This is a genomic window from Amycolatopsis rhabdoformis (assembly GCF_035918295.1).
Lineage (GTDB): Bacteria > Actinomycetota > Actinomycetes > Mycobacteriales > Pseudonocardiaceae > Amycolatopsis > Amycolatopsis rhabdoformis.
Genome location: NZ_CP142149.1, coordinates 3,177,215 through 3,203,615 on the forward strand (window position 1 = coordinate 3,177,215; position 26,401 = coordinate 3,203,615).

The following is a 26,401-nucleotide window of genomic DNA, read 5'->3' on the forward strand; positions in this document are numbered from 1 at the left end:
ACCGAAAGGAGTCGCTTGTGGACACCAGCGACCTGCGCCCCCTCACGACCGCCACCGGACCGTTCGCCTCGGTCCACCTCGACGAGTCCCACGACACCGAAGACGCCGCGAAGCAGCTTCGCCTGCGGTTGAAAGAAATCTGCGCGGCACTGTCCGAACAGGACGCCGATCCGGCCACGGTCGAGGCGATCGTGGCCGCGATCGAGGACACTCCCCCGCCCGTCGGTGCGGCGGGCCGGAGCATCGTCGCCGCGCACGGCGAGGTCGTGGCCGACCGGCGCCTCTCCGCGCCGCCCGGCGAGCAGGAGGCGCGCTACTCCGACCTGCCGTACTTCCTGCCGGTGGTGCTGCACGCCGGGGACGCGCCCGAGCACCTGGTGGTGCTCGTGGACCGGCACGGCGCCGACGTCGAGGTGCACCACCCCGACGGCACCGTCCACACCGAAACCGCGCAGGGCAGCGAGGACGACGTGCACAAGGTGCGTGGCGGCGGCCCCGAACACCGGAGCCTGCGCAGCCGCGCCGAGGAAGCCGTGCGGCACAACCTCGAGGAGGTCGCCGCGCACGTCGCGAAAACGGTGCAGCACACCGGCGCCGGCCTCGTGGTGCTGGCGGGTGAGGTGCAGGCGCGCGCCGAGCTGCTGAACCTGCTGCCCGAACCGGTCCGCGCGATCACCGAGCAGTCCGACTCCGGCGGCCGTGCGGCCGGGGCCGACCGCACGGAGCTCGACGAGTACGTGCGCGAACTGCTGATCGGCCGCCGCCTCGGCGAGCTCGACGACCTCGCCGAACGCTTCCACGCCGAGACCGGCCGCGGCTCGGGCCTGGCCGTGAGCGGCCTCGAAGCCGTGACGGCGGCCCTGTCCGAGGCCAACGTCGCCACGCTGCTCGTCGGCGACCCCGGCGACGCCCACGTGCTCACCGGTCCCGAACCGACCCAGGTCGGCGTGGCCAAGCCCCGCCTGGCCGCCCTCGGCGCCGGCGACCCGTCCGCGCACCGCGCCGACGAAGCCCTGCCCTTCGCCGCCGTGGCCGTCGGCGCCGACGTGGTGGTGATGGACGAGCGCCTCGATCTGCAAGACGGGTTCGCCGCGCTGCTGCGCCACGCGTGACCCGCTGGACTCCTTGATCCCCTGACCCGGGCGGCGCGGACAGGCGGCGGGGTGTGCCCGCGCCGCCCGGCGAACGCGGGGAACGAGACGGGCGGCTCGTTCCCCGCGTTCGGTGTGCCGCCACCCGTTCCTCCCGCCCAAGACCCTCGCCCAGTCAGTCCTGCTCAGCCGCACCGGCCACCGCACCCGCGACGGCCTCCACCACGCCCTCGTCGAACACCGTCGGCACGATGCGCTGCGGGGTGAGGTCGTCGGCGACGACGTCGGCCAGGGCGTGGGCCGCGGCGAGCAGCATGCGGGTCGTGACGCGGGGCGCGCCGGAGTCGAGGAGGCCGCGGAACATACCGGGGAAGACGAGGACGTTGTTGATCTGGTTCGGGTGGTCGCTGCGGCCGGTGGCGACGATCTCCGCGTGTTTGCCGGCGAGGTCCGGGTCCACCTCGGGGTCGGGGTTGGCCAGGGCGAACACGATCGCGCGGTCAGCCATCGCGGCCACGTCTTCTTCGCGCAGGAGGCCGCCGGCGCTTACGCCGATGAACACGTCGGCGTCGGACAATGCCTCGCGCAGACTGCCTTCGACCGCGCCGTCGGGGTTGGTGTTCTCCGCGAGCCAGCGCTTCTCCCCCACGAGGTCGCGGCCCGGGTGCAGCACGCCTTCGCGGTCGCAGACGGTGATCTGCCGGTAGCCGGCCTCGCGCAGCAGCCGGGCGGTGGCGCTGCCCGCCGCGCCCGCGCCGGAGATCACCACGGACGTGCCGGCGGGTTCGCGGTCGGTGAGTTTCAGGGCGTTGTGCAGCGCGGCGAGCACCACGACCGCGGTGCCGTGCTGGTCGTCGTGGAAGACCGGGATGTCGAGCTCGTCGCGCAGGCGGCGTTCGACCGTGAAGCACCTCGGCGCGGCGATGTCCTCGAGATTGATCGCGCCGAACGACGTCGCGAGATCCTTTACCGTGCGCACCAGGTCGTCGGGTTCGCGGCTGACCGGGCAGATCGGCCAGGCGTCGACGTCGGCGAACCGTTTCAGCAGCGCCGCCTTGCCCTCCATCACGGGCAGCGCGGCGGCCGGACCGCGGTCGCCGAGCCCGAGCAGCGCCGACCCGTCGGACACGATCGCGACCGAGTTGGCCTTCACCGTCTCGCGCCCCAGGGCCGAGGGATCGTCGGCCACCCGCTCGGCGACCTCCGCGACGCCCGGCGTGTACTCCCTGGCGAGGTCCTCGGGGCCTTCGAGGCGGACCCGGGCCACGACCTCCACTTTTCCTCGGCTTCGGCTCATGCCCGGCGGTTACCCCCGGGGAAGCCGCGGAAATCGGCCGGTTTTTCACCGTCCCCACCGGGTACCCGCCGGAACGGACGGAAAGGAGTTCCTCGCATGTCCGAAAACCCCGTGCCGGACCCGATCCGCGCGCAAGGCCCCGCCCTGGTGACCGCCGGCCCGCCCGGCGCCCGGCGGCTCATCGTGCTCGACCCGGCCGGAGAGGCCAAGCACGACGGCCTGCCACCCACCTGGCGGCCCCTCACCGAGGACCACCACGTCGTGTGGTGTCGGATGCCGGCCGAGGGCGCTCTGCGCGAGGCCACCGAGGCCGTGACGAACCGGGCCGAGCACCGCGTCGACCTCGTCGCGAGCGGTCCGTTCGCCGGCGAAGCCCTGCGGCTCGCGGCCGAGCGCCCCGACCACGTGCGTTCGGTCCTGCTCGTCGACCCGGCCGCGGAGGGTGTGCTGAGCCCCGGCGACGCCACCGAGGCCGACGAGACCTGGCTCGCGGAGCACGGCACCGTGGTCGCGCAGCTGCGTGACGCCGGCGTCGACGTCGACCTCCTCGCGCACACCACCGACGACGACCGCGTGCCGGCGCCGGTGCCGCTCGGCCACCCGCGAGTGGCGGAAGCCCTCTGCTCCGCGCTGGCGAACCTGCCGGCGCTGCACCGCCCGGCGCTCTGACCCGAGCGCGGGCAGCGCGCCGCCGCACTACTCACGCAACGCGGGCAACAGTTCCTTCTCCGCGAACGCCAGGAACTCGTCCTGCCGATCGCCGCCGATCTGGATCAGCGCGAGGTCGGTGAAACCCGAGTCGGCGAACTGCTGCACGGCGTCGCGGATCGGGCCGACGTCCGGGCCGCACGGGATGCCCGCGGCCACGTCGTCCTGGCGCACGAACCGGGTGGCGCCGGCGAAGCCCGCCGGGCCCGGCAGCTCCGAGTTCACCTTCCACCCGCCGCTGAACCACCGGAACTGGTCGTGCGCGCGACGGACGGCGGTGTCGCGATCCGGATCCCAGCTCACCGGCAGCTGCGCGATCTTGCGCGTCGGCGGTCCGAGCCGCGTCGCGTCCCACTCGCCGCACAGGGCGGGGTCGGGCTCCACCGCGATCATCGCGTCGCCCTGGGCCGCGAACCGGTGCACGGACTGCTTGCCCGACACCGCGATCCCGACCGGCACCCGCGTGGGCGAGAGGTCCCACAGCTTCGCCGAGTCCACCCGGAAGTGCTTGCCCTCGTAGCTGAACGAGCCGCCGTCGAAGAGGCCGCCGATGATCTGCACGGCCTCGGCGAGCATGTCGTGGCGCACGTTCACCGGCGGCCACCCCTGCCCGACCACGTGCTCGTTGAGGTTCTCCCCCGCGCCGAGGCCGAGGGTGAACCGGTCGTCGGACAGCAGCTGGATCGTCGCGGCCTTCTGCGCGACCACGGCGGGGTGGTACCGCATCGTCGGGCAGGTCACGAACGTCATCAGATCCACCCGTTCGGTGACCTGCGTGACCGCGCCGAGCACACTCCACGCGTAGGGCGCGTGGCCCTGCTCGGTGAGCCAGGGCGAGTAGTGGTCGCTGCAGACCTCGAAGTCGAACCCCGCCCGCTCGGCCGCGGCGGCGTGCGCGACCAGGTCCTTCGGCCCGGCCTGCTCGGTCATCAAGGTGTAGCCGATGCGCATGCGGTGTCCCCCGCTCGGTGGTGCCGTGGTGAACCTCCCCCCGGCTCACCCTTACCGGGCCGGGATATCCCGTGCGCGGACAGGCAAAACCCGGTCAGCGCACCAGGTCGAGCCAGGACCGGATCTCCCGGTTCACCTTCAGCGGCGCGTCCTGGTGCAGCCAGTGCCCCGCGCCCGGCACCGACACGAAGCGGTACGACTGCGCGAACCAGTCCCACGCCCATCTTGTAGTCGCTGAGCATCCGTGCATCGGCGACTCGGTCAGGTACGCCGCGATCCGCTCGCGCCAGAACGGATGCCGGACGGTGCGCACCACGTGGTCGATGTTCTTGTCGTCGCCCTCCGCGAACGCGAGTGCGGGCGAGGCGCTCGAACCCGGCGGGATCACGGGCGAGCGCGATCTGCACCGGTCCGACCTCGCCGCGGCCGAACCGGGCGGCGCCTGATCCCCCGGCCCGGCGCGCTCCGGGGGCGTTTCCCCGGCTGATCTGCGAAGCTGCGTTGCATGGCTTCCCGGACGAGTTCCCCCTGGTTGCGCTGGACGACGATCGCCCCGGCGGTCGCGGTGGTCACGCTGGTGGTCACGTGGGGGCGGGTGCTCGCGACGGTGCCGGTGATCCTTGTCGCCGTGGTCTTGGCGGCCGCCGTGCTCGCGGCGGTGCACCACGCGGAGGTGGTGGCCCACCGGGTCGGCGAGCCGTTCGGGTCGCTCGTGCTGGCGGTGGCCGTGACGGTGATCGAGGTGGCGCTCATCGTCACGCTGATGGTGTCCGGTGGCGAGAAAACGGCCTCACTGGCGCGCGACACCGTGTTCGCCGCCGTGATGATCACCTGCAACGGCATCCTCGGCCTGTCGCTGCTCGTGGGCGCGTGGCGCCGCAAGACCGCGGCGTTCAACGCCGAGGGCACGGGTTCGGCGCTGGCGACCGTCGCGACGCTCGCCACCCTCAGCCTCGTGCTGCCCACGTTCACCACTTCCCGCCGCGGGCCCGAGTTCTCGCCCGCGCAGCTGGCGTTCGCGGCGCTGGCGTCGCTGGTTCTCTACGGGCTTTTCGTGGTGACCCAGACCGTGCGCCACCGCGATTTCTTCCTGCCGGTGGGCGACGACGGCGCCGTGGTCGAGGAAGACGACCACGCGAAGCCGACGACCACGCGCACCGCGCTGTTCAGCCTGGGCCTGCTGCTGGTCGCGCTCGTGGCCGTGGTCGGGCTGGCGAAGGTGGAGTCGCCCGCGATCGAGGCGGGGGTGGCGGCGCTGGGGTTCCCGCAGTCGTTCGTCGGTGTGGTGATCGCGCTGCTCGTGCTGCTGCCCGAGACGCTGGCCGCCACCAACGCCGCGCGGCGCGGCCGCGTGCAGGTGAGCCTGAACCTGGCGCTCGGGTCGGCGATGGCCAGCATCGGCCTCACGATCCCGGCGATCGCGCTCGCGTCGATCTGGCTCACCGGGCCGCTGCTGCTGGGGCTGGACGCGACCCAGATCGTGCTGCTCGTGATCACCGTGGTGGTCGGCGGCCTCACCGTGGTGCCGGGCCGCGCGACCCGGCTGCAGGGCGGCGTCCACCTGGTGCTGCTGGCGGCTTTCGTGTTCCTCGCCGCCAGTCCGTGAGCGGGTGTCGAGCCGGGCCGGTGCCGTTCGTCCTCGGGTGGAAAAGGACCCGTGAAAGGACGAACGATGGACAACTTGGCGTTGCTGGGGAAAGCGCAGGACGGCTTCGGGACGGTGCTCGCCGCGGTGCCGGCCGAGCGCTGGGCCGACCGGTCGACCTGCCCCGAATGGACGGTGCGCGACCTCGCGGGCCACGCGATCTGGGGCCAGCGCCAGCTGCGGGCCTGGGCCACCGGCGAGGACTACGCCGACCGCTCGGGCGCCCCGGGCTCTCCGCACCCGGCCCCGATCGCGGGCACCGACCCGCTCACCACGTGGCGCGTGGCCAGCGCCGCCTGTCACGCCGCCCTGACCCCGGAAGCACTGGCCCGGACCACCTCGATCCCGGGCCTCGGCGAGGTCCCCGTCGCCGCCGTGGTGAGCCTGCTGACCACGGATCTGGTGGCCCACACCTGGGACATCGCGCACACGCTGGGCGCCGACGTGCGCCTCGACCCCGGCACGGTCGAGGCCGCGTTCGCCTGGGCCCACGACCACGCCGTGCGCGCCCCGGGCTTCTTCGGACCGGAACTCACGCCCCCGCCCGCTTCGGACGATCAGACGCGCCTGCTGGCCTTCCTGGGCCGAGTGGCGTGGGAGCCGGTCACGGTGTGAGCCGCACCGGTGGGGGTGTCCGAACCGGACTCCCCCACCGGTCCCCGGTTCACTGCCCTACGGCCTTGTTGCCCGGCTCGCCCTACTGCTCTACTGCCCTACTGCCTTCCGGCCCCGGTCGTACGCGTGCAGCGCGGCACCGGCCGCCGCCGCGAGGGTGACCTCGAAGATCTCGTCCTCCGAGTGTCCGGCGGCGCGCAGTGCGGCGAAGTCGGCATCGGTGAGGCGGTAGGAGGCCGTGCGGACGGTGTCGGCGTACGTCGACCACGGTTCGGGGACCGGGGTGCCTTCCATCAGGGCTGCGCGCAAGGCGGGATCGGTGACCCCGCGCGCGTCCGTGACCGCGTGGCGGAGGTTCTCCACGACGTCACCGTGGTCGGTTTTCGGGCCGCCGGAGAGCAGGAAGCCCGGGAAGCGGTAGCCGAAGCGGTGCAGGGAGCGAGTGCCGCTCTCGAGCTGACCGTCGCGCAGTTCGAAACCGAACGCGTTGGCCAGGCGGTTCACCACGTCCCACACCAGGTTCACGCGCAGCGCGTCGAGCACGGCCGCCGCGGGTACGTCGGCGATCAGCGCCGCATCGGGCTCGCTGCCCGGGCGCGAGACGGTGTCGAGGAAGGCCCGCACGGCCCGCAGTTCCGGGCGGGCGGCCGCCGGTTCATCGGGGTCGACCTCGCCCGTGCCGGCGATGCGGGTGAGCTCGGCGTGGGTGACGATGCAGAACGGGCACTCGTGCAGCTTCGCCGTGCCCATCGCCAGGTACTCGCGCTCGCCGGCGGTCCAGTACGACGGTCCCCGCATGGCCGGCGCCGTGAGGTCCAGCAGCGCGCGGGTCAGGTACTCGGGCCGGTACAGCAGGGTCAGCACGATGTCGGGACTGTCCACTCGGGACATCTTCGCGGTGGCCGACAGGAACAGCTTCGCCCGGCGGCGGTGGCCGTGTTCCAGAATGGACAGTCTCACGGTGTCTCCCCAGCGTCGGCGTCGGTATCAGGGCAGTCGGAATCAGGGCAATCGAGGTCGAGCAGGCGGCGGGCGAGGAACCGCCGGTCCGCCGGTGTGTGGGCCAGTTCGTGGGCGCGCCGGTACGCGGTGGCCGCTTCGGCGCGCCGGTCGAGCCGGCGCAGCAAGTCGGCGCGCGCGGCGTGCATCAGGTGGTACTGGTCGAGCCCCTCGATGCGCTCGATCAGCGTCAGCCCTTCGGCGGGACCACGCGCCATCGCCACCGCCACCGCGTGGTTCAGCGCCACCACCGGCGAAGGCGTGAGCTCCAGCAGCCGCGCGTAGAGCCCGGCGATGGCGGCCCAGTCGGTCAGCTCCGCCGACGCGGCCTGCGCGTGGACCGCAGCGATCGCGGCCTGGACCTGGTACGGCCCGGGCTCGCCGTGGCGCAGCGCGCGGTCGAGCAGCCCGAGGGCCTCCGCGATCTCGGTGTGGTCCCACCGCGTGCGGTCCTGGTCCTCCAGCAGCACCACGTCGCCCTCGGTGTCGTACCGCGCGGCCGCGCGCGAATCGTGCAGCAGCAGCACGGCGACGAGACCGAGGGCCTCCGGTTCGTCCGGCATGAGCGTGGCCACGAGCTTGCCGAGCCGGATCGCCTCCTGGCGCAGGGCCGCGTGCTCGGGTGAGCCGGCCGCGGCGGTGTAGCCCTGGGTGAAGATCAGGTACACCACCGCGAGCACGCCGGCCAGCCGCTCGGGCAGCAGGTGGTCCGGCGGTACTTCCAGCGTGATCCCGGCGTCGCGGATCTTGCGCTTGGCGCGCACGAGCCGTTGCGCGAGCGTGGCCTCGCCGATCAGGAACGTCCGCGCGATCTGTCCCGCGGTGAGCCCGACCACGGCCTGCAGGGTCAGCGCCACCCGCGCCGGCTCGGCGAGCGCGGGGTGGCAACAGGTGAAGATCAGGCTCAGCCGTTCGTCGCCCACTTCCAGCAGGCGCCGGTCGGCGAAGTCCGGCATCGCCACCACCTCCGGCTCGGCCCCCACCGCCGCCAGCTTCTCCCGGCCCACGCGGGCGCGGCGCAGCCGGTCGAACGCGCTGTTGCGGGCCGCGGTGAGCAGCCACGCCATCGGGTCGTCGGGCACCGCGGCCCACTTGCGCAGCGCCAGCGCGCAGGCCTCCTGCAACGCGTCCTCCGCGAGCTCGAAATCGCCGAGCACGCGGATCAGCGCGGCCAGCATCCGCGCGCGGTCCTCGCGGTAGACCCGCTCGACCACCGCGGCGGCCGCCGGTTCACTCAGCGGAGGCCGCCGCGTCGACCGGCGCGTGGCCCACCCCCGGGATCCCGACGACCGGGCGGACCTCGATCGACCCCTCGGCCGCCATCGGGCACAGCGCGGCGAGCTCCAGGGCCTCGTCGAGGTTGCGGCAGTCGAACAGGTAGAACCCGCCGAGGTGCTCGTGGGTCTCGGCGAACGGGCCGTCGGTGATCAGCGTGCGCCCGTCGCGCACGCTCACCGTGGTCGCCGCGGCCTCCGACTGCAGCGGCCGGCCCTCCAGCCACACGCCCCGGCGGCGGCACTCGTCGGCGAACGCGTTGACCCGCGCCACCGCCTCCTCGAACCCGGGGTCACCCGGTTCGGGGCGTACGCAGTTGTAGATGAGCAGCATGTACTGCACGTGTCCTCCAGTCACCTGGTCCAGGTCGTCCGAAGAGGATGACGAACAGCCCGACCGTAACTCGACACGGCGCGGTGAGCGTCCCGAAAAATTCTCCGGCTAGGTGTAGTGCCCTGGGAGGTTGTTGATGCGGGTGATGGGTGGTTGGCCGCTGAGGGCGGTGTGGGTGCGGGGGTGGTTGTAGTGGTGGAGGAATGCGGGTAGTGCTTCGGCTCGGTGGTGTGAGCTGGTGAAGGGTTGGGCGTAGGCCCATTCTTCGGTGAGGGTGCGGTTGAAGCGTTCGGCTTTGCCGTTGGTTTGGGGTCGGTAGCGGCGGGTGAAGCGGGCTTGGGCGCCGATGTCGGTGAGGGCGTCACGCCAGGCGTGGGAGCGGCGACGCGGGCGGCGTTGCGGGTGGCGCGGTGGATGTCGCTGTCGCGTCCGTGGGCGCGCCAGCCGCCGCCTTCGCGCAGCCGGCCGAGTTTCTTGACGTCGACGTGGACGAGTTCGCCGGGCCGGTCGCGTTCGTAGCGGCGGATCGGCTGGCCGGTGGGGCGGTCCAGCCAGGCCAGTTTCGGCTGGTGGTGGCGGGTCAGGACTCGGTGCACGGTCGAGGCGCGCAGGTCGAGGATGCCGGCGATGCGGGCCGGGCCCAGTCGTCGGTCGTGGCGTAGCTGAAGGATCTGCTGCTCGGTCTGGGCATGGGTTCACCGGGGTGAGTGGTGCGGCCGGCTGGAACGGTCGGCCAGGCCGAGGTCACCGTCGCGGGCGTAACGGCGGACCCACTTGTAGCCGGTCGCGCGGGAAACGCCGAGTTCGGCCACGACGTGCGCGACCGGGCGGCCAGCCCGGACCCGGTCGATGAGCAACCGACGCCCATGCAGGGTCAGGCGAGCATTACGGTGGGACATGAAGACCTCCGTTGTGATCGGTGATGGCGTCAGACACCAGCACCACACACGGAGGTCTTCGTCGTGATCAACCCGACGCGCCGCTCAACCGTCATAAACGTCCATGGTCACTCAAGCTAGGCGCGGTGCAGCGCATCGAGCCGGGCGAGCTGGTCGGTCGTGAGGCGCAGCGCCGCGGCGGCGACGTTGTCCTCGAGGTGCGCCGGCGTGCCGGTGCCCGGGATCACCAGCACGTGCGGACCCCGGTGCAGCGCCCAGGCCAGCCGGACCTGCACGGGCGTGGCCTCGTGCTCCCGCGCCACAGCGAGTACCTCGTCGTGGTCGGGCCCGCCGGTGCCCGCTTCCCGGCCGGCGCCGGCGATCGCGAAGAAGGGCACGAACGCGACGCCGGCCGCCCCGCATTCGGCGACGAACTCGTCCTGGCCGGGCCGGTAGCCCAGGCCGTAGGCGTTCTGCACGCACACCACGGGTGCCACCGCCCGGGCCTGCGCGAGGTGTTCGGGCCGCGCGTTGGAGATGCCGAGGTGGCGGATCAGCCCGGCCGTGCGCAGTTCGGCCAGCACCCCGAAGTGCGCGGTCACCGACTCGATCCCGGACGTGCGCAGGTTCACCAGGTCGAGGTGGTCACGGCCCAGCTCGCGCAGGTTCTGCTCCACCTGGCCGCGCAGCTGCGCCGGTGTCGCCATCGGCAGCCACTGCCCGCCGGCATCGCGCGCCGGCCCGACCTTGGTCGCGATCACCAGGTCGTCGGGATACGGGGCCAGTGCCCGGTTGATCAGCTCGTTGGCCGAGCGCAGCCGCGAGAAGTAGAACGCGGCCGTGTCCACGTGGTTCACCCCGAGCTCCACGGCCCGGTGCAGCACGGCGATCGCCTCGTCCCGATCGCGCGGCACGGCGTCGGCGGCGAACGCCTCGCCGCGCTGGGGCAGCCGCATCGTGCCGAAGCCGAGCCGGGCGACCGGCAGATCACCGAGGGTCCACAGGCCCGCCGCGCGAGCGTCGATCTTCACCGGCCGAGTCTGCCAGTTTCCGTTCGGTCAGCCCAGCAGCGAAGGGTGCGGCTCCGGTGGCGCCCCGAGCTCGTCGCGACGGCTCAGCGGAGCGGTGCCGTCCAGGTCGGTCACGCCGAGGCGCGCGCCGAGCTCCGCGCCGATCAGCGTGCGGCCCGAGTGGGCCATCAGGTCGGGCGAGGCGTAGAGCGCGGCGATCACGCGGCCGGTGAACTGCGGCGTCTCGCGCGCCGCGGTGCCCCGGGCCGCGGCCGGGAGCGTGGCGAGGTAGGCCTCGGCGCGTTCGGTGCGCAGGCCACCCATCCAGAGCGACACCGCGGCCACGTGGTGCGGCCGCAGGTCTTTCGCGAAGTCCGCCGCCATCTTGTCCGCACCCGCCTTCTGCGCGCCGTAGGCGGGGCCCTGGTGATACGACACGGCGCCGTAGTGTCCGGTGTGGACGATCAGGCCGCGGCCGTTGGCGATGAGCAGCGGGGCGGCGTGGTAGGCGGCGACGTAGTGCGAACGCAGGCCCACCGTGATCAGGTCCGCCGCGTCGAGCGGGTGGGTCCAGAACCCGCCCGGCTTCCCCGGTTCGCCGACTTTCGCCGCGTTGTTCACCAGCACGTCGAGGCGCCCGTGGTCGGCGGCGACGCGCTCGAACAGCGCGGCCACGGCCCGGTCGTCGGCGTGGTCCACGGCCACCGGCACCCCGGTGCCGCCGGCCTCGTCGATCAACGCCGCGGTCTCCGCGACGGTGCCGCCGTGGGGCGAGTCGCCGGGCCGCACGCTGCGGCCGGTCACGTACACCGTCGCGCCGGTCGCGCCCAGCGCCAGGGCGATGCCCTTGCCGGCACCGCGGCTCGCGCCGGTGACCACGGCGATCACGGGAGCCATTGGATCTCCTCTCCATCCGGACGTCGCGTCCGTTTCCTGGCGCCGACGTTACGGACATCGTGTCCGGTTGTCATCGTGAGAGCGGACACCGCGTCCGGATAGCTAGACTCGGACCGTGACCAGTCCCGCGAAACGGCAGCGCGCCGACGCGCGCCGCAACTACGACGTGCTCCTGGAAGCCGCGAAGGATGTCTTCGCGCGCCTGGGCACCGACGCGCCGCTGGAGATCGTGGCGCAGGAAGCGGGCGTCGGCCGCGGCACGCTGTACCGGCACTTCCCCTCGCGTGAGCACGTGTTCGCCGCGATCATGCACGACAGCGCCGACCTGCTCGACGTGCGCGCACGCGAGCTGCTCGACGCGCCCGACGGCGCCGGCGGGCTGGCCGGCTGGCTGCGCCTCTACGACCGCGCCGCCACTGAATACCCCGGCCTGAGCGGGCACGTCGGCGACGGGCTGGCCGACGACGGGTCGCCGGTCGCCGCCACGTGCGCGCCGATGAAGGCGAGCTTCGCCGCGCTGCTCGAGCGCGCCCGCGCCGAGGGCCACGTGCGACCCGACGTCACGGCCGCGCAGGTGCTCGCCCTCATCGGCGCATTGCCGAAGGACCCGGCCACGGGCCGCACCGCCGAGCCCTACCTCGACGTGGTGCTGGCGGGGCTGCGCATCACCACGTGACGGGCAGCTCGTACACGCCGTACACGGAACCGTTGTGCTTGAACGAAAGCTCGTCGAACCCGGCCGCGAGGGCGAGCGTCGGCACGCGGCGGTAGAGCGTGCTGTACACGACCTGCAGCTCCACCCGCGCGAGCGGCTGGCCGAGGCACTGGTGCACCCCGAAGCCGAACGCCACGTGCCGGCGCGAGTCCGGCCGGCGCACGTCGAGGCCGTCGGGATCGCCAAACACGCTCTCGTCGCGGTTGGCGATGTCGTTGGCCATGATCAGGCCCTCACCCGCGCGGATCGTCTGGCCCGCCACCTCGATGTCCTCGATCGCCACGCGCCGGCGGCCGTTGTGCGTGATCGTGAGGTAGCGCAGCAGCTCCTCGACCGCGCCGGCGATCACGGCCGGGTCGTCGGTCTCCCGGATCAGCGCGAGCTGCTCGGGGTGCCGCAGCAGCGTGAGCGTGCCGAGCGCGATCATGTTGGCTGTGGTCTCGTGGCCGGCAATCAGCAGCAGCACGCCCATCTGCGCCGCCTCGAGCCGCGTGAGCTCCCCCGCCTCGACGCGGTCGGCGAGCCCGGACAGCAGATCGTCCTGCCGGTGCGCGAGCTTCTCCCCCATCAGCCGGTCGAGGTAGTCCACGAGCGCCCGGTGCCCGGCGGTGCGCACGGCCGGGTCGACGTCGCGCTGCACGATGACCTTGCTGTTGGCCTGGAAGAAATCGTGGTCGCGGTAGGGCACGCCGAGCAGCTCGCAGATCACGAGCGAAGGCACCGGCAGGGCGAACGCCTCCACGAGGTCCACCGGGTTCGGCCCGGCGAGCATCGCGTCGAGGGAGTCGTCCACGATCCGCTGCACGGCCGGGCGCAGCGCTTCGATGCGCCGAACCGTGAACGGCGCCGTGACCATCCGCCGCAACCGCGAGTGCTCCGGGTTGTCCATCAGGATGAAGCTGATCGCCGACCCGCCCGGCGGCAGCGGCGCGGGGCTCGGATAACCCGGCCGCGTGATGTCGGCGCTCACCCGCGAGTCCGCGAGCAGGGCGCGCTGGTCGGCGTAGCGGGTGACCAGCCACGGCGTGCTGCCGTCCCACAGCTTCACCCGCGCCAGCGGCCCGGCCTCCTGCAGCTCCCGCGCCCGCGGCGGCGGGTCGAACGGGCACCCGGCCGCGCGCGCCATCGGGAACTCGGGGATCTCGGGGACCGTGCTCGTCATGCGTTCCTCCGCGGCAGGTGGGGACTTCGCCGGTCTGCGGTGCGCAGGCCGACCTCGGCGGTGTCTGAAGTGGACAGTCGGCGGCTCAACCCGCGGTCGTCGGTGCGAGCCAGAGGGCCACGATGGCGTCGACGAGCCCGGTTCCAGCCGTCGACCAGTCGGCCCGGGGTGTCGGGGTGGCTTCGGCCAGCGCCCGTTCGCGCTCGGCGCAGGTGTGGACCATGAGGATGCGGGCCATGGCGTCGCGTTCGGCCCGGGTGTCGGCCGGCAGGTGCGGCAGGCAGGCGTCGAGGCCGCGCAGGATCCGGTGCAGCGCCGGGGCGCTCAGCGCCTCCTCTTCGACGATTCCACGCAGCGCCGGGTCGGTGGTCACCTGTGCGGCGAAGCGCGCGTACCACGTCGGGGCGCGCAAGGCGGCCAGGTGCTCGGTCACCGGCCGCACCAGGCATTCCACCCAGGCCCGCACGTCGGCGCCTGCCGGCACCTCGGCGACCAGGCGCGTGCGCGTGACCTCGATGTCCTCGGCGTGCTTGCGAGCGATCGCGCGGACGAGGTCGGCCTTCGTGCCGAAGTGGTAGCCGACCGCGGCGTTGTTGCCCTGCCCCGCGGCTTCGCTGATCTGCCGGTTGGACACCGCGTACACGCCGTGCTCGGCGAACAGGCGCTCGGCCGTCGCGAGGATCCGCTCACGCGTCGGCTCCGCACGCACTGCCTTCCCGGTCACTCCGGCCACGGTTGCTCCTCCCCGCGTCGCGTCTGCGGTTCGTGATCAGTCAACCGGATCTTCGGAAGTTAAGTCAAGTGCTTGAATTACGAAGCCCGCGAGTAGCGTGGCGGTGAGCAGGACCGGCTTGACGAGAGGACCCCGGCGTGACGCCGATCGACGCCACCTTCAGCCTCGTCGACCACCACGGCGCGGCCGTGACCGAGCAGAGCTACCGGGGCCGCTGGGTCACGGTGTTCTTCGGTTTCACCCACTGCCGCATGGTCTGCCCGCGCGCGCTCGGCCGCCTGTCGGCCACGCTGGCGGACCTGGGCCCGCTAGCGGACGAGATCCAGCCGCTCTACATCACCGTGGACCCGGAGCGCGACAGCCCCGAGGTCATGCGCGCCTTCCTCGAACACGATCACCCGCGCTTCACGGGCCTCACCGGCACGTCCGAGCAGATCGAGCGGGCCAAGCGGGCGTTCCGCGTGTTCGCGCGGCGCAAGGACGATCCGGAGGACCCGGACGGCTACGCGGTGCCGCACACCGCGATCACCTACGTGCTCGACCCCGACGGCGCCTACGCCACGCACCTCACCGACGGGCTCGACGACCCGACGTTCACCGCACGGCTGCGCGAAGCCATTTCCTGAGCTGCGCGGCCTGAACTGCGCGGTCCGAGGCACGCGGTTTCAGCCGCTGTTCCCGGTCGTGGTGGGGGCCGGTTGCCGGAGCCGCCGCGAGGCAGGCCCCGGCAACCGGGAGTCAGGCGATCAGCTCAGCTTCGCCGGCACGTTGTACGCCTCCACCGACAGCCGCGGCGACTTCACCGACTTGCGCGGCGCCACCGTGACCGTGCGCGACTCCCCCGGCAGCAGCCAGAAGTAGTTGTCGCCGTAGATCGTCGGCAGCACGCGGTCCTTGCCGTTGCTCTCCCGCAGCGAAAGCCGCACCATCGCGGCCACGGTCTTGCCGGTGTTGCGGATCGTCGCGGTGTACCCGTCCTTGCCGGCCGACTTGAGGCTGGTGGACAGCTGCGTGCGCCCGAGCTGGTTGAGCGCGCGCATCGCCGTGTCGGTCTGATAGCGCCAGTAGGTGTTCTCCGAGACGACCGTGCCGTGCGAGTCGGTGAGCGTGAGCCGCAGCAGGTGCAGCGCCGGCAAGTCCGCGCCGAACGGCACCGTGAACGCGGCCGCCCCCGAAAGCGCGGCCACGTCGAGCTTCTGCGTCTGCGCCGCACCCAGCGCCTTGCCGTCGAGGCCGTACAGCCGAGCCGACACCGTCGCGGCGCTCATCGCCGTCGAGGTGTGGTTGATCGCCCGCACCTGCCACGTCGTGAGGTCCGCCTGCACGTGGCGGGTCTCGCAGCCCTTGCGCGAACCGTAGTAGCTGCCGTTCACGTCGAGGTCGTAGTCGTAGGTCTGCCACACCGTGCTGTGCCACGCCGGGTGCGACATCCAGAGCAGCACGCCGGTGGCGTCGTTCCACAGCTTCGCGTTCCACGCCTCGAAGATCGCGCGCATGCTCTCGAAGTTCACGAACTGCGCCTTGCGGCAGAACTCCTCGAGGCTCGACGACGGCGAGAGCCGCGCATCGATCGCCGCCAGGTAGGTCTGCGGCGACTGGTTGCCCTGCGTGGACCAGTCGTGCAGGAACCACGGCGCGCCGATCGGCCACCCGGCCTCGCCGTCGCCGACGAGGTTGCGCATGCTCTCCACCACGGACACGGTCGGGATGCCGATCTCGCTCCAGAACCCGGCCTTGCCACCGGTGGCCTCACCCGTGAAGTACTGCTTCGGGTCGAGCCAGCGGTACGGGCCGTCGCCGGTGATCGCGCCGCCCGCGGAGTTGCTCTGGTACAGCAGGTCGGTGTTGTCCGTGACGATCGCGCGCAGCGCCTGGTCGACCACCGCCGGCGGCGAGCCTTCGTTGCAGCCGAACCACACCGTGGCGCACGCGTGGTGGCGGTAGCGCAGCACGGTGTCCTTCGCCTGGGCGAGGAACACGTCGTGGTTGGTCGGGTCGTAGGACCAGCCGAGCCAGAACTCGTTCCACAGCAGGATGCCGAACTTGTCGCAGGCGTCGAACAGCTCCTCGCGGTAGGAGGAGCCGACCCAGTTGCGGATCAGCGTGAAGTTCATGTCGCGGTGCATCGCCACCACGTTGTCGGTGCGCTCGGCCGGCATCCGGCGCAGCAGTTCGTCCCAGCCCCAGCTGCCGCCGCGGATGAAGATCTTCACGCCGTTGACGAAGATGGTCAGCGGCTTCGGCGTGTTGTCCACGGCCAGCGCGTCGGTCCAGGTCTGCCCGTCCTGCGACACCTGCACGCGGTAGGTCATCGCGTACGAGTACTCCCAGTGCAGCGCCACCCGGTCGAAGGTGACGGGGCTGCCGAAGTCGACCTGCAGGTACTGGTTGTCGCTCCACGCCGAGGCCCAGCGCGTGGTGCGGTTGCCGTCCACGGCGTGGTCCGGGGTCAGGTCCGGGTTGTCCGTGGTCGTGTCGCCGATCGGCTCGGTGCTCGACGCGGTGGCCGGCTTGCCGAGGGCGAGGTTCGTGTCCGGGTTCGCGCTGTTCAGCACCGACATCTCGTACACGGAGAAACCCCAGCCGGCGGAGCGCTTGTCGCACTGCAGCCGCAGGTACCGGGCCGTCTGTGCCGGGAAGTCCACGGTCTGGTCCGCGGCGCCGTCGACCGGGGTCACCGGGATCTCGTAGTGGTAGTCGATCTTGCGGATGCCGAACTTCACCGACCGGTGGTCGCTCACGGCCGCGCCGATCGCGGCGGTGAGGGTGAGGTCGTGCAGGGTCGGGTCGCCGTATCCGTTGGGCCACCACAGCTTCGGGTTCTTCAGGCGCAGCTGCGGGAAGTCCGCGGGCTTGAACACCGCGGTGCCCTCGGCTCCCGCGGCCACGGTGACGGTGGTCGAGACGCTGATGCCGTCGAACGCCGCGGTCACCTTCGCCCGCTGCGTGACCGCGCTCGCGTTGCGCACCGGCACCGAGATGGTGAGCTCGGCCGTGCTCGTGTCGGGCAGGTTCGGCAGCACGGTGTCCACGCGGGCGTCGCCGAGCACGACCGCGCCGGTCGAGCGCAGGCGCACGTGGTCCCAGATGCCCGAGGCGCGGTCGCGCACGGCCGGCATCCAGTCCCAGCCGGACACCGCGAGGTAGGTCGGCGAGTTGGTGAACATGGTGGCGTCCGCGTCCACGAACGACTGGCCGGCCGGCCCCTTGTCGCCGGGGCTGCCGGGGAACGGCATCGGCGCGATCTTCACCGCCACCGCCTGGTCGCCGGTGCGGCGCAGCGCGGCGGTGATGTCGAGCGCGGCGCGGCCGAACGGGTGCGACAGCGAGCCGACGTGCGTGCCGTTGAGCCAGATGTCGGCTTCGTGGTTCACGCCGTCGAACTCGAGCCACACGTGCCGGCCCGCCGACGTGTCGAGACCGCGTGGCAGCGCGAACGTGCGGCGGTACCACCAGTCGTGGCGCGAGAGCGCTTCCGGGATGTGCATGTTGTTCATGCCCTTGACCGGGTCGGGCAGCTGCCCCTGCTCCACGAGCGAGCCGAGCACGGTGCCGGGCACCGACGCCGGCAGCCAGCCGCGCGTGTCGACCGTGCCGCCCGACAGCACGGCGCCGTCGGTGCTCGGCGCCCAGTCCTGCATGGTGAGGACCCAGCCGGACTCGAGCGGCACCGAACCGTCGGCGGCCACCGCCAGGGCCGGCGGGTTGTCGTGCGCGCGCATCGGGAACGAGGTCCAGCCGCGCACGGCCGGCCGGTTGTCGCGAGTGCTGCCGAACACCTGGAAACCGTTGAGCCCCAACGGGTTCGTGGTCGACTCGGCGGAGCTGGTGAGCCGCACCCAGCGAGCGGTCACGGCCGGCTTCAGCGGGATGGTCACCACCCCGCCGGTGCCCTGCGCCGTGGTGTACACGGTGCGCCAGGACTTGCCGTCCTGGGAGATGTCGAGATCGAACACGGTGGCGTAGCTCGACTGCACCTCCGTGCCCTTGGTGTTGCTGCGCGAGCCGGCGGCGTCGAACGCGGGGTCACCCGGGCGGGCCTCGAACGTGAGCACCACGGAGTCGACCTGGCAGCGGCCCTGCAGGTCGACGATGATCCACTGCGAGTCGCCCTTGGCCGCGCGCCAGCCGGAGCCCTGCACGCCGACCTGCGCGAGGCCGTCCACCGCGAACTCGGCCGGCGTGGCCGCGTAGTCGGTGGAGGACACCTGCACCGGGCGGAACAGCGCCAGGTCGGTGGAGCTGTGCCCGTCGGTCACGGCCGGGGACGCGGGGGCCGCCGAGGCCACGCCGGGCAGCACCGCGGTGAGGCCGAACCCGGCCAGCAACCCGCTTCCGGCGGTCAGCACGTGCCGTCTCGACAGGGCCGACTCCGCGCCCGGCGCACCACTCTGGTCCAACGTCATGGGATCTCCCGGTCTCGAGACAGATCCGTCGAGGTGACGCGGGGACCGCAGGCGTCGACGTCGACGGGTGACAACGTTGCCAGGAAGCTTCCCGGCCGTGCACCCGCTCGTCAAGACGACAAGTGAGACAAGAATCGGCCACGATGACATCGATGTCGGCTGTCGCCGGGACACCGGTCGTCAAGGGCCGGATGGACCCGGAATCGTGGCTGCGCGGTCCGGCGAGGCGCGTCCGGTCGGCCCGGACGCGCCTCGCCGGACAGGGTCAGCGCACCAGTACGGCGTCGCCGATCGGGCGTTCGCCGGTGGCGTCCGACGGGTGGTTCACCAGCTGACCGGCCACGGCGATGGCGGTGGAGCCGCCGCCGTCGAGGTTGAGCGCGTCGACCGCGCCGAGGCTGCGCATCAGCTGCGCGCCCTCCTCGATCGTCACGCCTTCGCTCACGCCGGGCTGGCGGCCGTCGACCGTCACGAGCAGCAGGCGGCCCTGTGCGTCGAGGCCGGCCATCGTGCGCGGCTGGCGCTGCTCGGCCCACGCGTAGCCGAACGAGAGGTCCTTCGGGTCGAGCACGCCTTCGGTGGCGGCGTCGATGGCCTCGCGGCCGTGGCGCAGCAACACCGGCGCCGCGCTCACGATGCCGTCCCCGGCCCGCAGGTCGACCGGGCGACCCGACGCGGTGCGCACGCGCTCGTCGACGTCCAGCTTGCGCCCGGCCACGGCGTGGGCCGCGAGCCAGTCGGCGGCCGGGCCGATGCCCTGCACGGCCGAGCCGCCGGCGGGCACCGCGCCGCCGCGCGCACCGACGGTGAGCACACGACCGGCGTGGTCGAGCGTGACCTGCGTGCCCGCTCCGGCCGGCAGAGCCGCACCGAACTCGGCGGTGAAGAGCACGAGGTCGTCGGTGGCGGTGCAGGTGAAGTCCTGCCGGGGCCGCGTGGTCGGGGTGAGGCCGGGGCGTCCGCAGTCGCGCACGACACCGGGTTTGCGGTTCACGCCTTCCACCGCGTGGGACGCCGAGCCGGCCCGCACGGTGACCGTGGACGTGAGGTTCTCGATCGACACATCGCCGCGGCGGCCGAGCACGAGCGCCGCGCGGGCGCCGGACGACTGCGACTCGAGCTTGCCGTCGTAGGCGGCGAGCCCGGCCGGCACTCCCTGGAACCCGTCGGCGTCGGCGGTCACGAAGAACCCGCCGTTCACCGCGACGAGGGCACCGGTCTTCGCGGCGATCGACGACGTGGTCTCCCGCTGCGCGACCGCGCCGTCGTGCGTCGCTTCGATGCTGCCGTGGAACCGGTCGCGGTCGATGACCGCGACGTGCACGCGTTCGGCGTCGGGCGCCTGGTCGGCGTCGTAGCCGGTCCATTCGGCCACGGCGCTGAACCCGGCCGCCTTGAGCGCCGTCGCGGCCGCGGTCGCCGCCGCTTGCGTGGCGTACGAACCGGTGCGCACGCGCACTCCTTCGACACCCCGTGGAGTGTCGGAGAATCCGGGCCAGCGCACGGTGTCCTGGCGCGCCGGGTAGCCGGCCGCCGCGAGCCGGGCGGCGGTGTCGCGCGCCCACGCGGCGGTGCCCAGCTCCGCCGTGGTGGCGGCGCCGGTGAGGATGTTCTTGGCGGGCGCGGTGATCGTGACCGTCCAGATCGGAGGGTGGGCCGGGCGGCTCAGCACCCCGGTGCGCACGGTGACGCCCGGCGCGACCGAGTCGGTGGTCCAGGTGTAGCCGGCGGGACCGGGCACCGACGCGTCGGCGGCGGGCGTGAGCACCGCCGCCGAACCGGCGACGACAACCGCGGCCGCGAGCACGCGCCGGGCGCGTGACGAGGTGAACACTGTGGGTTTCTCCCTTGCCTCAAGCGGATCCGGGTGAGTCCACCCGTCGCCGGGGTCCCGGACCTGTCCGGCGGCTGGAGTGCCGGTGAACCTCTGCGGAACCGGCTGCGTACGTACTTTCTCCGTAGGACTTCCGATGTGCCGCGGGTGCTCGCGAGCGAGTCTGGAAGAGCAAGAAACCGGGATAGCGGTTCACTCCCCCACGCCGAGCGGCCGGGTCTCCCGAATCGGATCCGGTGGCCTGCCCCAGGAATCGCCGTTCCCGCCGAAAGGAGGTGCTCACTCTCCCCCCGATGGAGTGAGCCGACCCGCCGAACCCCGTACCGCGGCGCACACACGCGGCACGGGGTTCGGTGCTGCCCCGATAAAACCGGACAACCTGACATCTGCCACCCCGCGACGTAGGCTCACACCGACGCGTGGAGGTGGGCTCGATGGGGACGCTGCCCGCGGAGCTGACCAGTTTCGTCGGCCGGCAACGGGAGCTGGCCGAGATCCGCCGGCTGCTCGCCGCGGGGCGGCTCGTCACGCTCATCGGAGCCGGCGGCGTCGGCAAGACCCGGCTCGCGGCCCGGGTCGCCGGCGAGGTGGCGCACACGTTTCCCGACGACGTCTGGCTGATCGAGCTGGGTGACCTCCACGATCCCGCGCTGCTCGGGCAGGCGGTCGGCACCGCGCTCGGCATCCGGGACATCGGTGAGGAGTCCCGCGGCCGGCTCGTGGAGCACCTGCGCGACAAGAGCTTGCTGCTCGTGCTCGACAACTGCGAGCACCTCGCCGAAGCGTGCGCGCGGCTCGCGACCGAACTTCTCGCCGCCGCACCGGATCTGCGGATCCTCGCCACCAGCAGGCACGTGCTGAACGTGAAGGGCGAACGCGTGTACCCGGTGGCGCCCCTCGCGGTGCCGGCGGTGCACGACCTCGCCGACGCCGTCGGGCTCGACGCGGTGACGCTGTTCACCGAGCGCGCCGCCGCCGTCGCGACCGGGTTCTCGCTCGACCGCGACACCTGGTCGACGGTGGTAGAGGTGTGCCGCCGGCTCGACGGGCTGCCGCTGGCCATCGAGCTGGCCGCGGTGTGGCTGCGCACGCTGGCCATCGACGAGCTGCTCGACCGGCTCGACGACACCTTCCAGTTGCTGACGCCCAATCCCGTGGTGCCCGCGCGCCAGAAGTCGCTGACCGGCACGATCGACTGGAGTTACCTGCTGTGCACGCCGCGTCAGCGGCTGCTGTGGACGCGGCTTTCCGTGTTCGCCGGCGGCTTCGACCTGCGCGCGGCCGAGGAGGTGTGCTCCGACGGCGACATCGAAGCCGACGACGTGCTCGCGCTGGTGGCGGCTCTCGTGGACAAGTCCATCGTGATCACCGACGCCGGCAGGGCGCCGACGCGGTTCCGGCTGCTGCAGACGATCCGCGAGTACGGTCGGCAGAAACTCCTCGACGCGGATGCCGAGACCGCGCTGGCCCACCGGCACAGCGCGTACTTCCACCGCCTCGCCGAGCGCGCGCGGCACGATTGGGACACCGGCAACGACCAGGTCGAGGTCTACGCGACCGTGCTGCGCGACCACGCGAACCTGCGCACCGCCCTCGACCACGACCTGGGTGATCCCGCCCGGCACGCCGCCGGCCTCGATCTCGTGGTGACCCTGCACTTCTTCTGGCTGCACTGCGGGCACCTCACCGAGGGCCGGCTGTGGCTGACCCGGGCGCTGGCCGCGAACCCGAACCCGAGCCGCGATCGCGCCCGCGCGTTGTGGATCAGCGGCTACGCCGCCTGCCTGATGGGCGATCCCGCCGCCGCGCGGCCGCTCATCCGCCAGGCCGCGGAGTGGGGCCGGCGCGAGGGCGACCCGATCGTGCTCGGCTACACGCAGATGCTCACCGCAGCGTGCCACTTCCTCGAAGGCGACTTCGGCACGGCAACCGCGTTGTTCCGCGCCGCGAACGATCGGTTCGACGAGATTCCTGGCCACATCAGCATCAAGGTGCTCAGCCTCGGCACCGTGTCGCAGTCCGAGGCGTGGGGCGGCGATCCGGCCACCGCCGTGTCGCTCGCCGAGGAAGGCCTGGCCGCGAGCGACGCGAACGGGGAGATGCGCGCCCGCACCCACCTGCTGTACTCGCGCTCCCTCGCGCAGTGGCTGCTCGGCGAGTACGACGCCGCGGAGGAAGGACTCGTGCGCGGGCTGCGCACGGCCCGGCAGTTCAACGACGTCCTCGGGGCCGCCGAGACGATCGAGCTGCTGGCGTGGACCGCCGCGGCCACCGGCCGGACCGAGTTGGCTGCCGAACGCCTCGGTGTGGCCCACCGCGCGTGGCCGCTGGTCGGCGGCAAGCCGATGCTGGGCCTGCGCCGCATGCTCGACGAACACACGACCTGCGAGCGCACCGTCCGCGAAACCCTCGGCGACGCCCGCTACCGCACGGCCTTCAAACGCGGGGCCGAAGCGGCGACCGGCTTCGAAGCCGCCATCGCCCACCTGCTCGGCGAGACGGTCGCGGCCGCCGCACCAGTGCCGGCCCCGCGCGAAACCTCCGAGCCGGAGCTCACGAGCCGTGAGGTCGAGGTCGCCGAACTCGTGGCCGAGGGGCTCACGAACAAGGAGATCGCGCAGCGCCTGGTGATCAGCCGCCGGACGGTGGAGTCCCATGTGGACCACATCCTGGGGAAGCTGGGGTTCAGTTCGCGCAGCCGGATCCCGCCGTGGCTGGCCCGGCGCCGCGGCCGCTGAGCTCGCTTCCCGGCGCTGTCCTCGCGTAAGTGCCGCGTGTGGACACCGGGGCGTGGACCGCTCGTCACCGGACCGGCTGCGCGGCCCCCGTGGTGAACCGGGCCGACGCGGCGCGCAACGCGTCCAGCGCCGCCTGGATGCCGGCGTGTTCCTCCTCCCCCACCCGGCACACCGCGACGATCGTGCGCGACAACGCGGGGCGGGTGGTCAGGATGCGTACGCCGGCCGGCGGGGTGCCGCGAGCGAGCCGCGGGACCAGTGCCGCGCCCGCGTTGCCGGCCACCAGGGCCAGCTGCGTCGGATAACCGCCGACCGTGCAGCTGATGCGGGGTTCCACCTGTTGCGCGCGCAGGACGTGGAGGAGCCATTCGTGACAGCCGGAGCCGGCCGTCCAGGCGATCCACGGCACGTCGTCGACCTCGGCGAGGTCGACCGCCCGACGGTGGGCCAGCCGGTGCGTGCTCGGCAACGCCAGGTCGGCGACGTCGGAGAACAGGGCCGTGGCGGTGACCGTCGGCGGGAGGACGGTGGGGCGGTCGGCCCAGATCTCGACCACGGCGACGTCGAGGTCACCCGCCACGACCTGCGGCACGGTCTGCTCGGCCTCGCCTTCGCGCAGGGTCACCTCCAGGCGCGGGTGCTGCGCGGCGAGCGTGGCGAGGGTGGGCGGCAGGAGCGCGTGGACGGTCGTCGGGATGGCACCGAGGCGCAGCGGGCCGAGCACCTCCTCGTTGAGCAGCTCCAGATCCGAGCGCGCCTGGGCCACCTGGGCCAGGATGCGCCCGGCGTGGCCGGCCAGCACGCGGCCTGCGCGCGTGAGGCGTACCCCTCGGCCGCGGGGCTCCAGCAGCGCCTGGCCGGCTTCGCGTTCGAGCTTCGCGAGCTGCTGCGACACCCCGGACGGCGTCACGTGCAGCGACGCGGCCGCCGCGGCCACCGAGCCGTGCTGGGCGACCGCGTGCAGGGCGCGCATCCGATCGAAGCTGAACACGGTAGTGATGCTACCGAATTCCGCTCAGGAACATTCGCTTGTCCTTGACAGTTGCGCACCGCAGGCTTGAGGGGTGACCACGACCGAGCTCCCCCTGCGGCCGGGCCGCTCACCGTTCTCACCGAACGGATCGACCCGCGCCTGCTCGCCGCGGCCGGCAGCCTGTGCATCGCGTTGTCCTCGGTGTTCATCAAGGTGTCGGGCGCGAGCGGGTCGACGAGCTCGTTCTGGCGCTGCCTGTTCTCGATCCCCGTGCTCGCCGTGCTGGCCCACTGGGAGTGGCGGCGCACGCGCGTGCGGCCGAAAATTCTGTTCCCGCTGCTCGGCGGCCTGGGTCTCGGCCTCGACTTCGTGTTGTGGGGCGAGTCGATCCCCCGCGTCGGCGCCGGGATCGCGACGGTGCTGCTCGGCGTGCAGGTGGTGATCGTGCCGCTGCTGGCGCTGCTGTTCCTCGCCGAACGCCCCGGCCGCCGGTTCCTGCTCACGGCCCCCGCGCTGCTCGTGGGCATCGTGCTCAGCGGCGGGTTCCTCGGCAAGAGCGCCGTGGGCAGCGATCCGCTCAGCGGCGCCTTGTTCGCGCTGGCGGCCGGCGCCGGATATTCGTGCTACCTGCTGTTCATCCGGCTCAGCAGCGGCCCCGCCACGCAGATCCGCTCGCTGCTGCTGGCCACGCTCTCGGCCGGGGCCGTCGCCGTGGTGCTCGGCGTGCCGACGCACCGGCTCGACTTCACGCCGGGGTGGCCCGCGTTCGGCTGGCTCGTGGCGCTCGCGCTCGTGGGCCAGGTCGTCGGCTGGCTGCTCATCGCCGCCGGGCTGCCGCGCATGTCGTCGGCCACCGGGTCGGTGCTGATGCTGCTGCAGCCGATCGGCGCGGTGGTGTACGGCATCGTGCTGCTCGGCGAGGAGCCGACCGCGCTGCAGCTGGCCGGCTGTGCGGTCGTGGTGGCCGCGGTGTGCTTCGCCGGCCGCGCGCCGCGGGTCAGCTCTCCGGGAACGCCAGCCCGGCCGACGCCAGGATCGCCCCCACCAGTCCCCGTGCCTCGTCGCGACGGAACTCGATGACGTCCGGCGTGCCGAGCAGCTCCTCCTCCAGCTGCTCCAGCGGCCACGCCACCACGGTGCCGTGGCGCGCGAGCAGCAACCCGACCTCGCGGATCCGGTAGAGGTCGCCGACGTCGAGCCACGCGTAGAGCAGCAGCTGCCAGAGCCAACGGCCCACGCGGTCCGGATCGCGCACGCCGACCACGGTCTTCACGTCGAGCAGCGTCGCGGTGCCGGAGCCGATCCCGCCCGCCGGGTCGATCGCGCCCAGCAGCACGTCGCCGTCGGCCCAGCCGGGCACGATCGTCGGCCCCGCGAGGCCGAGCTGCTCGCCGTCGGGCGGGTTGCCGGCCCGGCGCCGCAGCTCCCACAGCGCGCCGCGATCGTGCAGCCGCTTCGCGATCTCGGCCAGCTCCGAGACCTGGCCGTCGGTCGCCAGCCCGCGCAGCGCCGCGGCGCTCACCGCACCGCCGTCGACGATCCGCGCCAGCCGCGGGTCGATCCCGCCCGAGCGGTACACGTCCTCGCACGCCGACACCACCCAGTTCGTGCGCGCCAGCCCGGCCTCGACGCCCGGCGGCCCGAGCGTGCCCGCCGGCGCGTGCCGGCCCTGGTACGCGCGGGCCCGGTCGAAGAACTCCGTGAACGCCTCGGCGACCCACGGCGGCGGCTCGGCCACCGCACCGCCGAGCTGGTCGCCGAGATCCAGCCACGTCGTCGCGGCGGGCCGCACGCCGAGCGCGCGGGCCCGGAAAGCGTCGGGCAGGCCCAGGTGGGTCGGGTACGCGGCAGCCTGCCCGTGCGCCCACGTGCCGGTGGCCCACTGGGCCGCGACGAGCCCCAGCAACGCGTAGTACGGCGGCGCCGGCTGCACGAGATCCGCCACGCGCTGGCCGAACGCGCCACCGATCTCGGCCCAGTGCCGGCGCGGCACGTCGCGCGCGGCCGGGCGGACCGGGCGCACGTCCTGCACGGCCGCCTCCACCTGGGCCGCCACCGCGGCGGTGCCGGTGAACACCCGGGCGCACCACGACGTGAGCACACTCGCCGGGTCGGCCAGCTCCGAAGTCAGCGACACGGGT

Annotated in this window: 22 protein-coding genes and 1 pseudogene; 8 read left to right on the forward strand and 15 right to left on the reverse strand. The window is 72.9% G+C overall.

The features are described from left to right. Nucleotides 1-17 precede the first annotated feature (17 nt). Complete coding sequence (locus VSH64_RS14320; RefSeq protein WP_326836076.1) at nucleotides 18-1,112, forward strand: Rv2629 family ribosome hibernation factor; 1,095 nt, start codon at nucleotides 18-20, stop codon at nucleotides 1,110-1,112. 154 nt (nucleotides 1,113-1,266) lie between these two features. Here VSH64_RS14320 and VSH64_RS14325 read toward each other — a convergent pair whose 3' ends face one another. Further along, the gene (locus VSH64_RS14325; RefSeq protein WP_326836077.1) at nucleotides 1,267-2,388 is read right to left on the reverse strand and encodes an NAD(P)-dependent malic enzyme; all 1,122 of its coding nucleotides are present in this window, start codon (nucleotides 2,386-2,388) and stop codon (nucleotides 1,267-1,269) included. 96 nt (nucleotides 2,389-2,484) lie between these two features. Here VSH64_RS14325 and VSH64_RS14330 point away from each other — a divergent pair, with 96 nt between their 5' ends. Next, nucleotides 2,485-3,057, forward strand: a complete 573-nt coding sequence (locus tag VSH64_RS14330) for an alpha/beta hydrolase family protein (RefSeq protein WP_326836078.1) — start codon at nucleotides 2,485-2,487, stop codon at nucleotides 3,055-3,057. A 27-nt stretch (nucleotides 3,058-3,084) separates the two neighbouring features. On the opposite strand, the gene VSH64_RS14335 is transcribed toward VSH64_RS14330, so the two are convergent. Together VSH64_RS14335 and VSH64_RS14340 are read right to left on the reverse strand one after the other, a co-directional pair. Next, a complete protein-coding gene (locus tag VSH64_RS14335; protein WP_326836079.1) occupies nucleotides 3,085-4,047 on the reverse strand; it encodes a TIGR03557 family F420-dependent LLM class oxidoreductase in 963 nt (320 codons plus the stop codon). Between the two features lie 94 nt (nucleotides 4,048-4,141). After that, the gene (locus tag VSH64_RS14340) at nucleotides 4,142-4,435 is read right to left on the reverse strand and encodes an alpha/beta fold hydrolase (protein WP_326836080.1); all 294 of its coding nucleotides are present in this window, start codon (nucleotides 4,433-4,435) and stop codon (nucleotides 4,142-4,144) included. Between the two features lie 117 nt (nucleotides 4,436-4,552). Here VSH64_RS14340 and VSH64_RS14345 point away from each other — a divergent pair, with 117 nt between their 5' ends. Together VSH64_RS14345 and VSH64_RS14350 are read left to right on the forward strand one after the other, a co-directional pair. Next, the gene (locus tag VSH64_RS14345; RefSeq protein ID WP_326836081.1) at nucleotides 4,553-5,653 is read left to right on the forward strand and encodes a calcium:proton antiporter; all 1,101 of its coding nucleotides are present in this window, start codon (nucleotides 4,553-4,555) and stop codon (nucleotides 5,651-5,653) included. 66 nt (nucleotides 5,654-5,719) lie between these two features. Then, nucleotides 5,720-6,307: a TIGR03086 family metal-binding protein gene (locus VSH64_RS14350; RefSeq protein WP_326836082.1), complete on the forward strand. Its 588-nt coding sequence runs from the start codon at nucleotides 5,720-5,722 to the stop codon at nucleotides 6,305-6,307. A 90-nt stretch (nucleotides 6,308-6,397) separates the two neighbouring features. Here VSH64_RS14350 and VSH64_RS14355 read toward each other — a convergent pair whose 3' ends face one another. The 6 genes and pseudogenes from VSH64_RS14355 to VSH64_RS14380 all read right to left on the reverse strand — a co-directional run bounded on the left by VSH64_RS14355 (nucleotide 6,398) and on the right by VSH64_RS14380 (nucleotide 11,699). Beyond that, nucleotides 6,398-7,267 (reverse strand): carboxymuconolactone decarboxylase family protein, encoded by an 870-nt coding sequence (locus VSH64_RS14355; protein WP_326836083.1) that lies wholly within the window; start codon nucleotides 7,265-7,267, stop codon nucleotides 6,398-6,400. After that, nucleotides 7,264-8,520 carry an RNA polymerase sigma factor gene (locus VSH64_RS14360; RefSeq protein WP_326836084.1) on the reverse strand — a complete coding sequence of 419 codons (1,257 nt, stop codon included), beginning with the start codon at nucleotides 8,518-8,520 and terminating at the stop codon, nucleotides 7,264-7,266. Before VSH64_RS14360 ends, VSH64_RS14355 begins: the two co-directional genes overlap by 4 nt. A gap of 16 nt (nucleotides 8,521-8,536) precedes the next feature. Beyond that, the gene (locus VSH64_RS14365) at nucleotides 8,537-8,914 is read right to left on the reverse strand and encodes a YciI family protein (protein WP_456062102.1); all 378 of its coding nucleotides are present in this window, start codon (nucleotides 8,912-8,914) and stop codon (nucleotides 8,537-8,539) included. A gap of 108 nt (nucleotides 8,915-9,022) precedes the next feature. Continuing rightward, nucleotides 9,023-9,813: pseudogene (locus tag VSH64_RS14370) on the reverse strand (integrase core domain-containing protein). A 116-nt stretch (nucleotides 9,814-9,929) separates the two neighbouring features. Then, nucleotides 9,930-10,823, reverse strand: coding sequence for an aldo/keto reductase (locus VSH64_RS14375; protein ID WP_326836086.1), 894 nt, complete (start codon nucleotides 10,821-10,823; stop codon nucleotides 9,930-9,932). Nucleotides 10,824-10,850: 27 nt separating this feature from the next. Beyond that, nucleotides 10,851-11,699 carry an SDR family NAD(P)-dependent oxidoreductase gene (locus VSH64_RS14380; protein ID WP_326836087.1) on the reverse strand — a complete coding sequence of 283 codons (849 nt, stop codon included), beginning with the start codon at nucleotides 11,697-11,699 and terminating at the stop codon, nucleotides 10,851-10,853. 115 nt (nucleotides 11,700-11,814) lie between these two features. On the opposite strand from VSH64_RS14380, the gene VSH64_RS14385 reads away from it, so the two are divergent. Beyond that, entirely contained in the window at nucleotides 11,815-12,375 is a 561-nt protein-coding gene (locus tag VSH64_RS14385) for a TetR/AcrR family transcriptional regulator (RefSeq protein WP_326836088.1), read from the forward strand. Here VSH64_RS14385 and VSH64_RS14390 read toward each other — a convergent pair. Both VSH64_RS14390 and VSH64_RS14395 read right to left on the reverse strand, forming a co-directional pair. Then, nucleotides 12,365-13,576 carry a cytochrome P450 gene (locus tag VSH64_RS14390; RefSeq protein ID WP_326836089.1) on the reverse strand — a complete coding sequence of 404 codons (1,212 nt, stop codon included), beginning with the start codon at nucleotides 13,574-13,576 and terminating at the stop codon, nucleotides 12,365-12,367. The genes VSH64_RS14385 and VSH64_RS14390 overlap by 11 nt on opposite strands. A gap of 85 nt (nucleotides 13,577-13,661) precedes the next feature. Further along, nucleotides 13,662-14,300: a TetR/AcrR family transcriptional regulator gene (locus tag VSH64_RS14395; protein ID WP_326837947.1), complete on the reverse strand. Its 639-nt coding sequence runs from the start codon at nucleotides 14,298-14,300 to the stop codon at nucleotides 13,662-13,664. Between the two features lie 146 nt (nucleotides 14,301-14,446). Here VSH64_RS14395 and VSH64_RS14400 point away from each other — a divergent pair, with 146 nt between their 5' ends. Further along, nucleotides 14,447-14,935, forward strand: a complete 489-nt coding sequence (locus VSH64_RS14400; RefSeq protein ID WP_326836090.1) for an SCO family protein — start codon at nucleotides 14,447-14,449, stop codon at nucleotides 14,933-14,935. Nucleotides 14,936-15,055: 120 nt separating this feature from the next. On the opposite strand, the gene VSH64_RS14405 is transcribed toward VSH64_RS14400, so the two are convergent. Continuing rightward, nucleotides 15,056-18,715: a discoidin domain-containing protein gene (locus tag VSH64_RS14405; protein WP_326836091.1), complete on the reverse strand. Its 3,660-nt coding sequence runs from the start codon at nucleotides 18,713-18,715 to the stop codon at nucleotides 15,056-15,058. A 265-nt stretch (nucleotides 18,716-18,980) separates the two neighbouring features. Next, nucleotides 18,981-20,549 carry a phosphodiester glycosidase family protein gene (locus tag VSH64_RS14410; RefSeq protein WP_326836092.1) on the reverse strand — a complete coding sequence of 523 codons (1,569 nt, stop codon included), beginning with the start codon at nucleotides 20,547-20,549 and terminating at the stop codon, nucleotides 18,981-18,983. Between the two features lie 434 nt (nucleotides 20,550-20,983). Here VSH64_RS14410 and VSH64_RS14415 point away from each other — a divergent pair, with 434 nt between their 5' ends. Continuing rightward, on the forward strand, nucleotides 20,984-23,287 hold the full coding sequence (locus VSH64_RS14415; RefSeq protein ID WP_326836093.1) for a helix-turn-helix transcriptional regulator: 2,304 nt from the start codon (nucleotides 20,984-20,986) through the stop codon (nucleotides 23,285-23,287). A 64-nt stretch (nucleotides 23,288-23,351) separates the two neighbouring features. Here the strand turns inward: VSH64_RS14415 and VSH64_RS14420 are convergent, their stop codons facing one another. Continuing rightward, entirely contained in the window at nucleotides 23,352-24,278 is a 927-nt protein-coding gene (locus VSH64_RS14420; RefSeq protein WP_326836094.1) for a LysR family transcriptional regulator, read from the reverse strand. 51 nt (nucleotides 24,279-24,329) lie between these two features. On the opposite strand from VSH64_RS14420, the gene VSH64_RS14425 reads away from it, so the two are divergent. Then, nucleotides 24,330-25,340 (forward strand): DMT family transporter, encoded by a 1,011-nt coding sequence (locus VSH64_RS14425; RefSeq protein ID WP_326836095.1) that lies wholly within the window; start codon nucleotides 24,330-24,332, stop codon nucleotides 25,338-25,340. Here VSH64_RS14425 and VSH64_RS14430 read toward each other — a convergent pair. Beyond that, nucleotides 25,258-26,397, reverse strand: coding sequence for a hypothetical protein (locus tag VSH64_RS14430; protein WP_326836096.1), 1,140 nt, complete (start codon nucleotides 26,395-26,397; stop codon nucleotides 25,258-25,260). The two genes, VSH64_RS14425 and VSH64_RS14430, sit on opposite strands and share 83 nt — an antisense overlap. Nucleotides 26,398-26,401 lie beyond the last annotated feature (4 nt).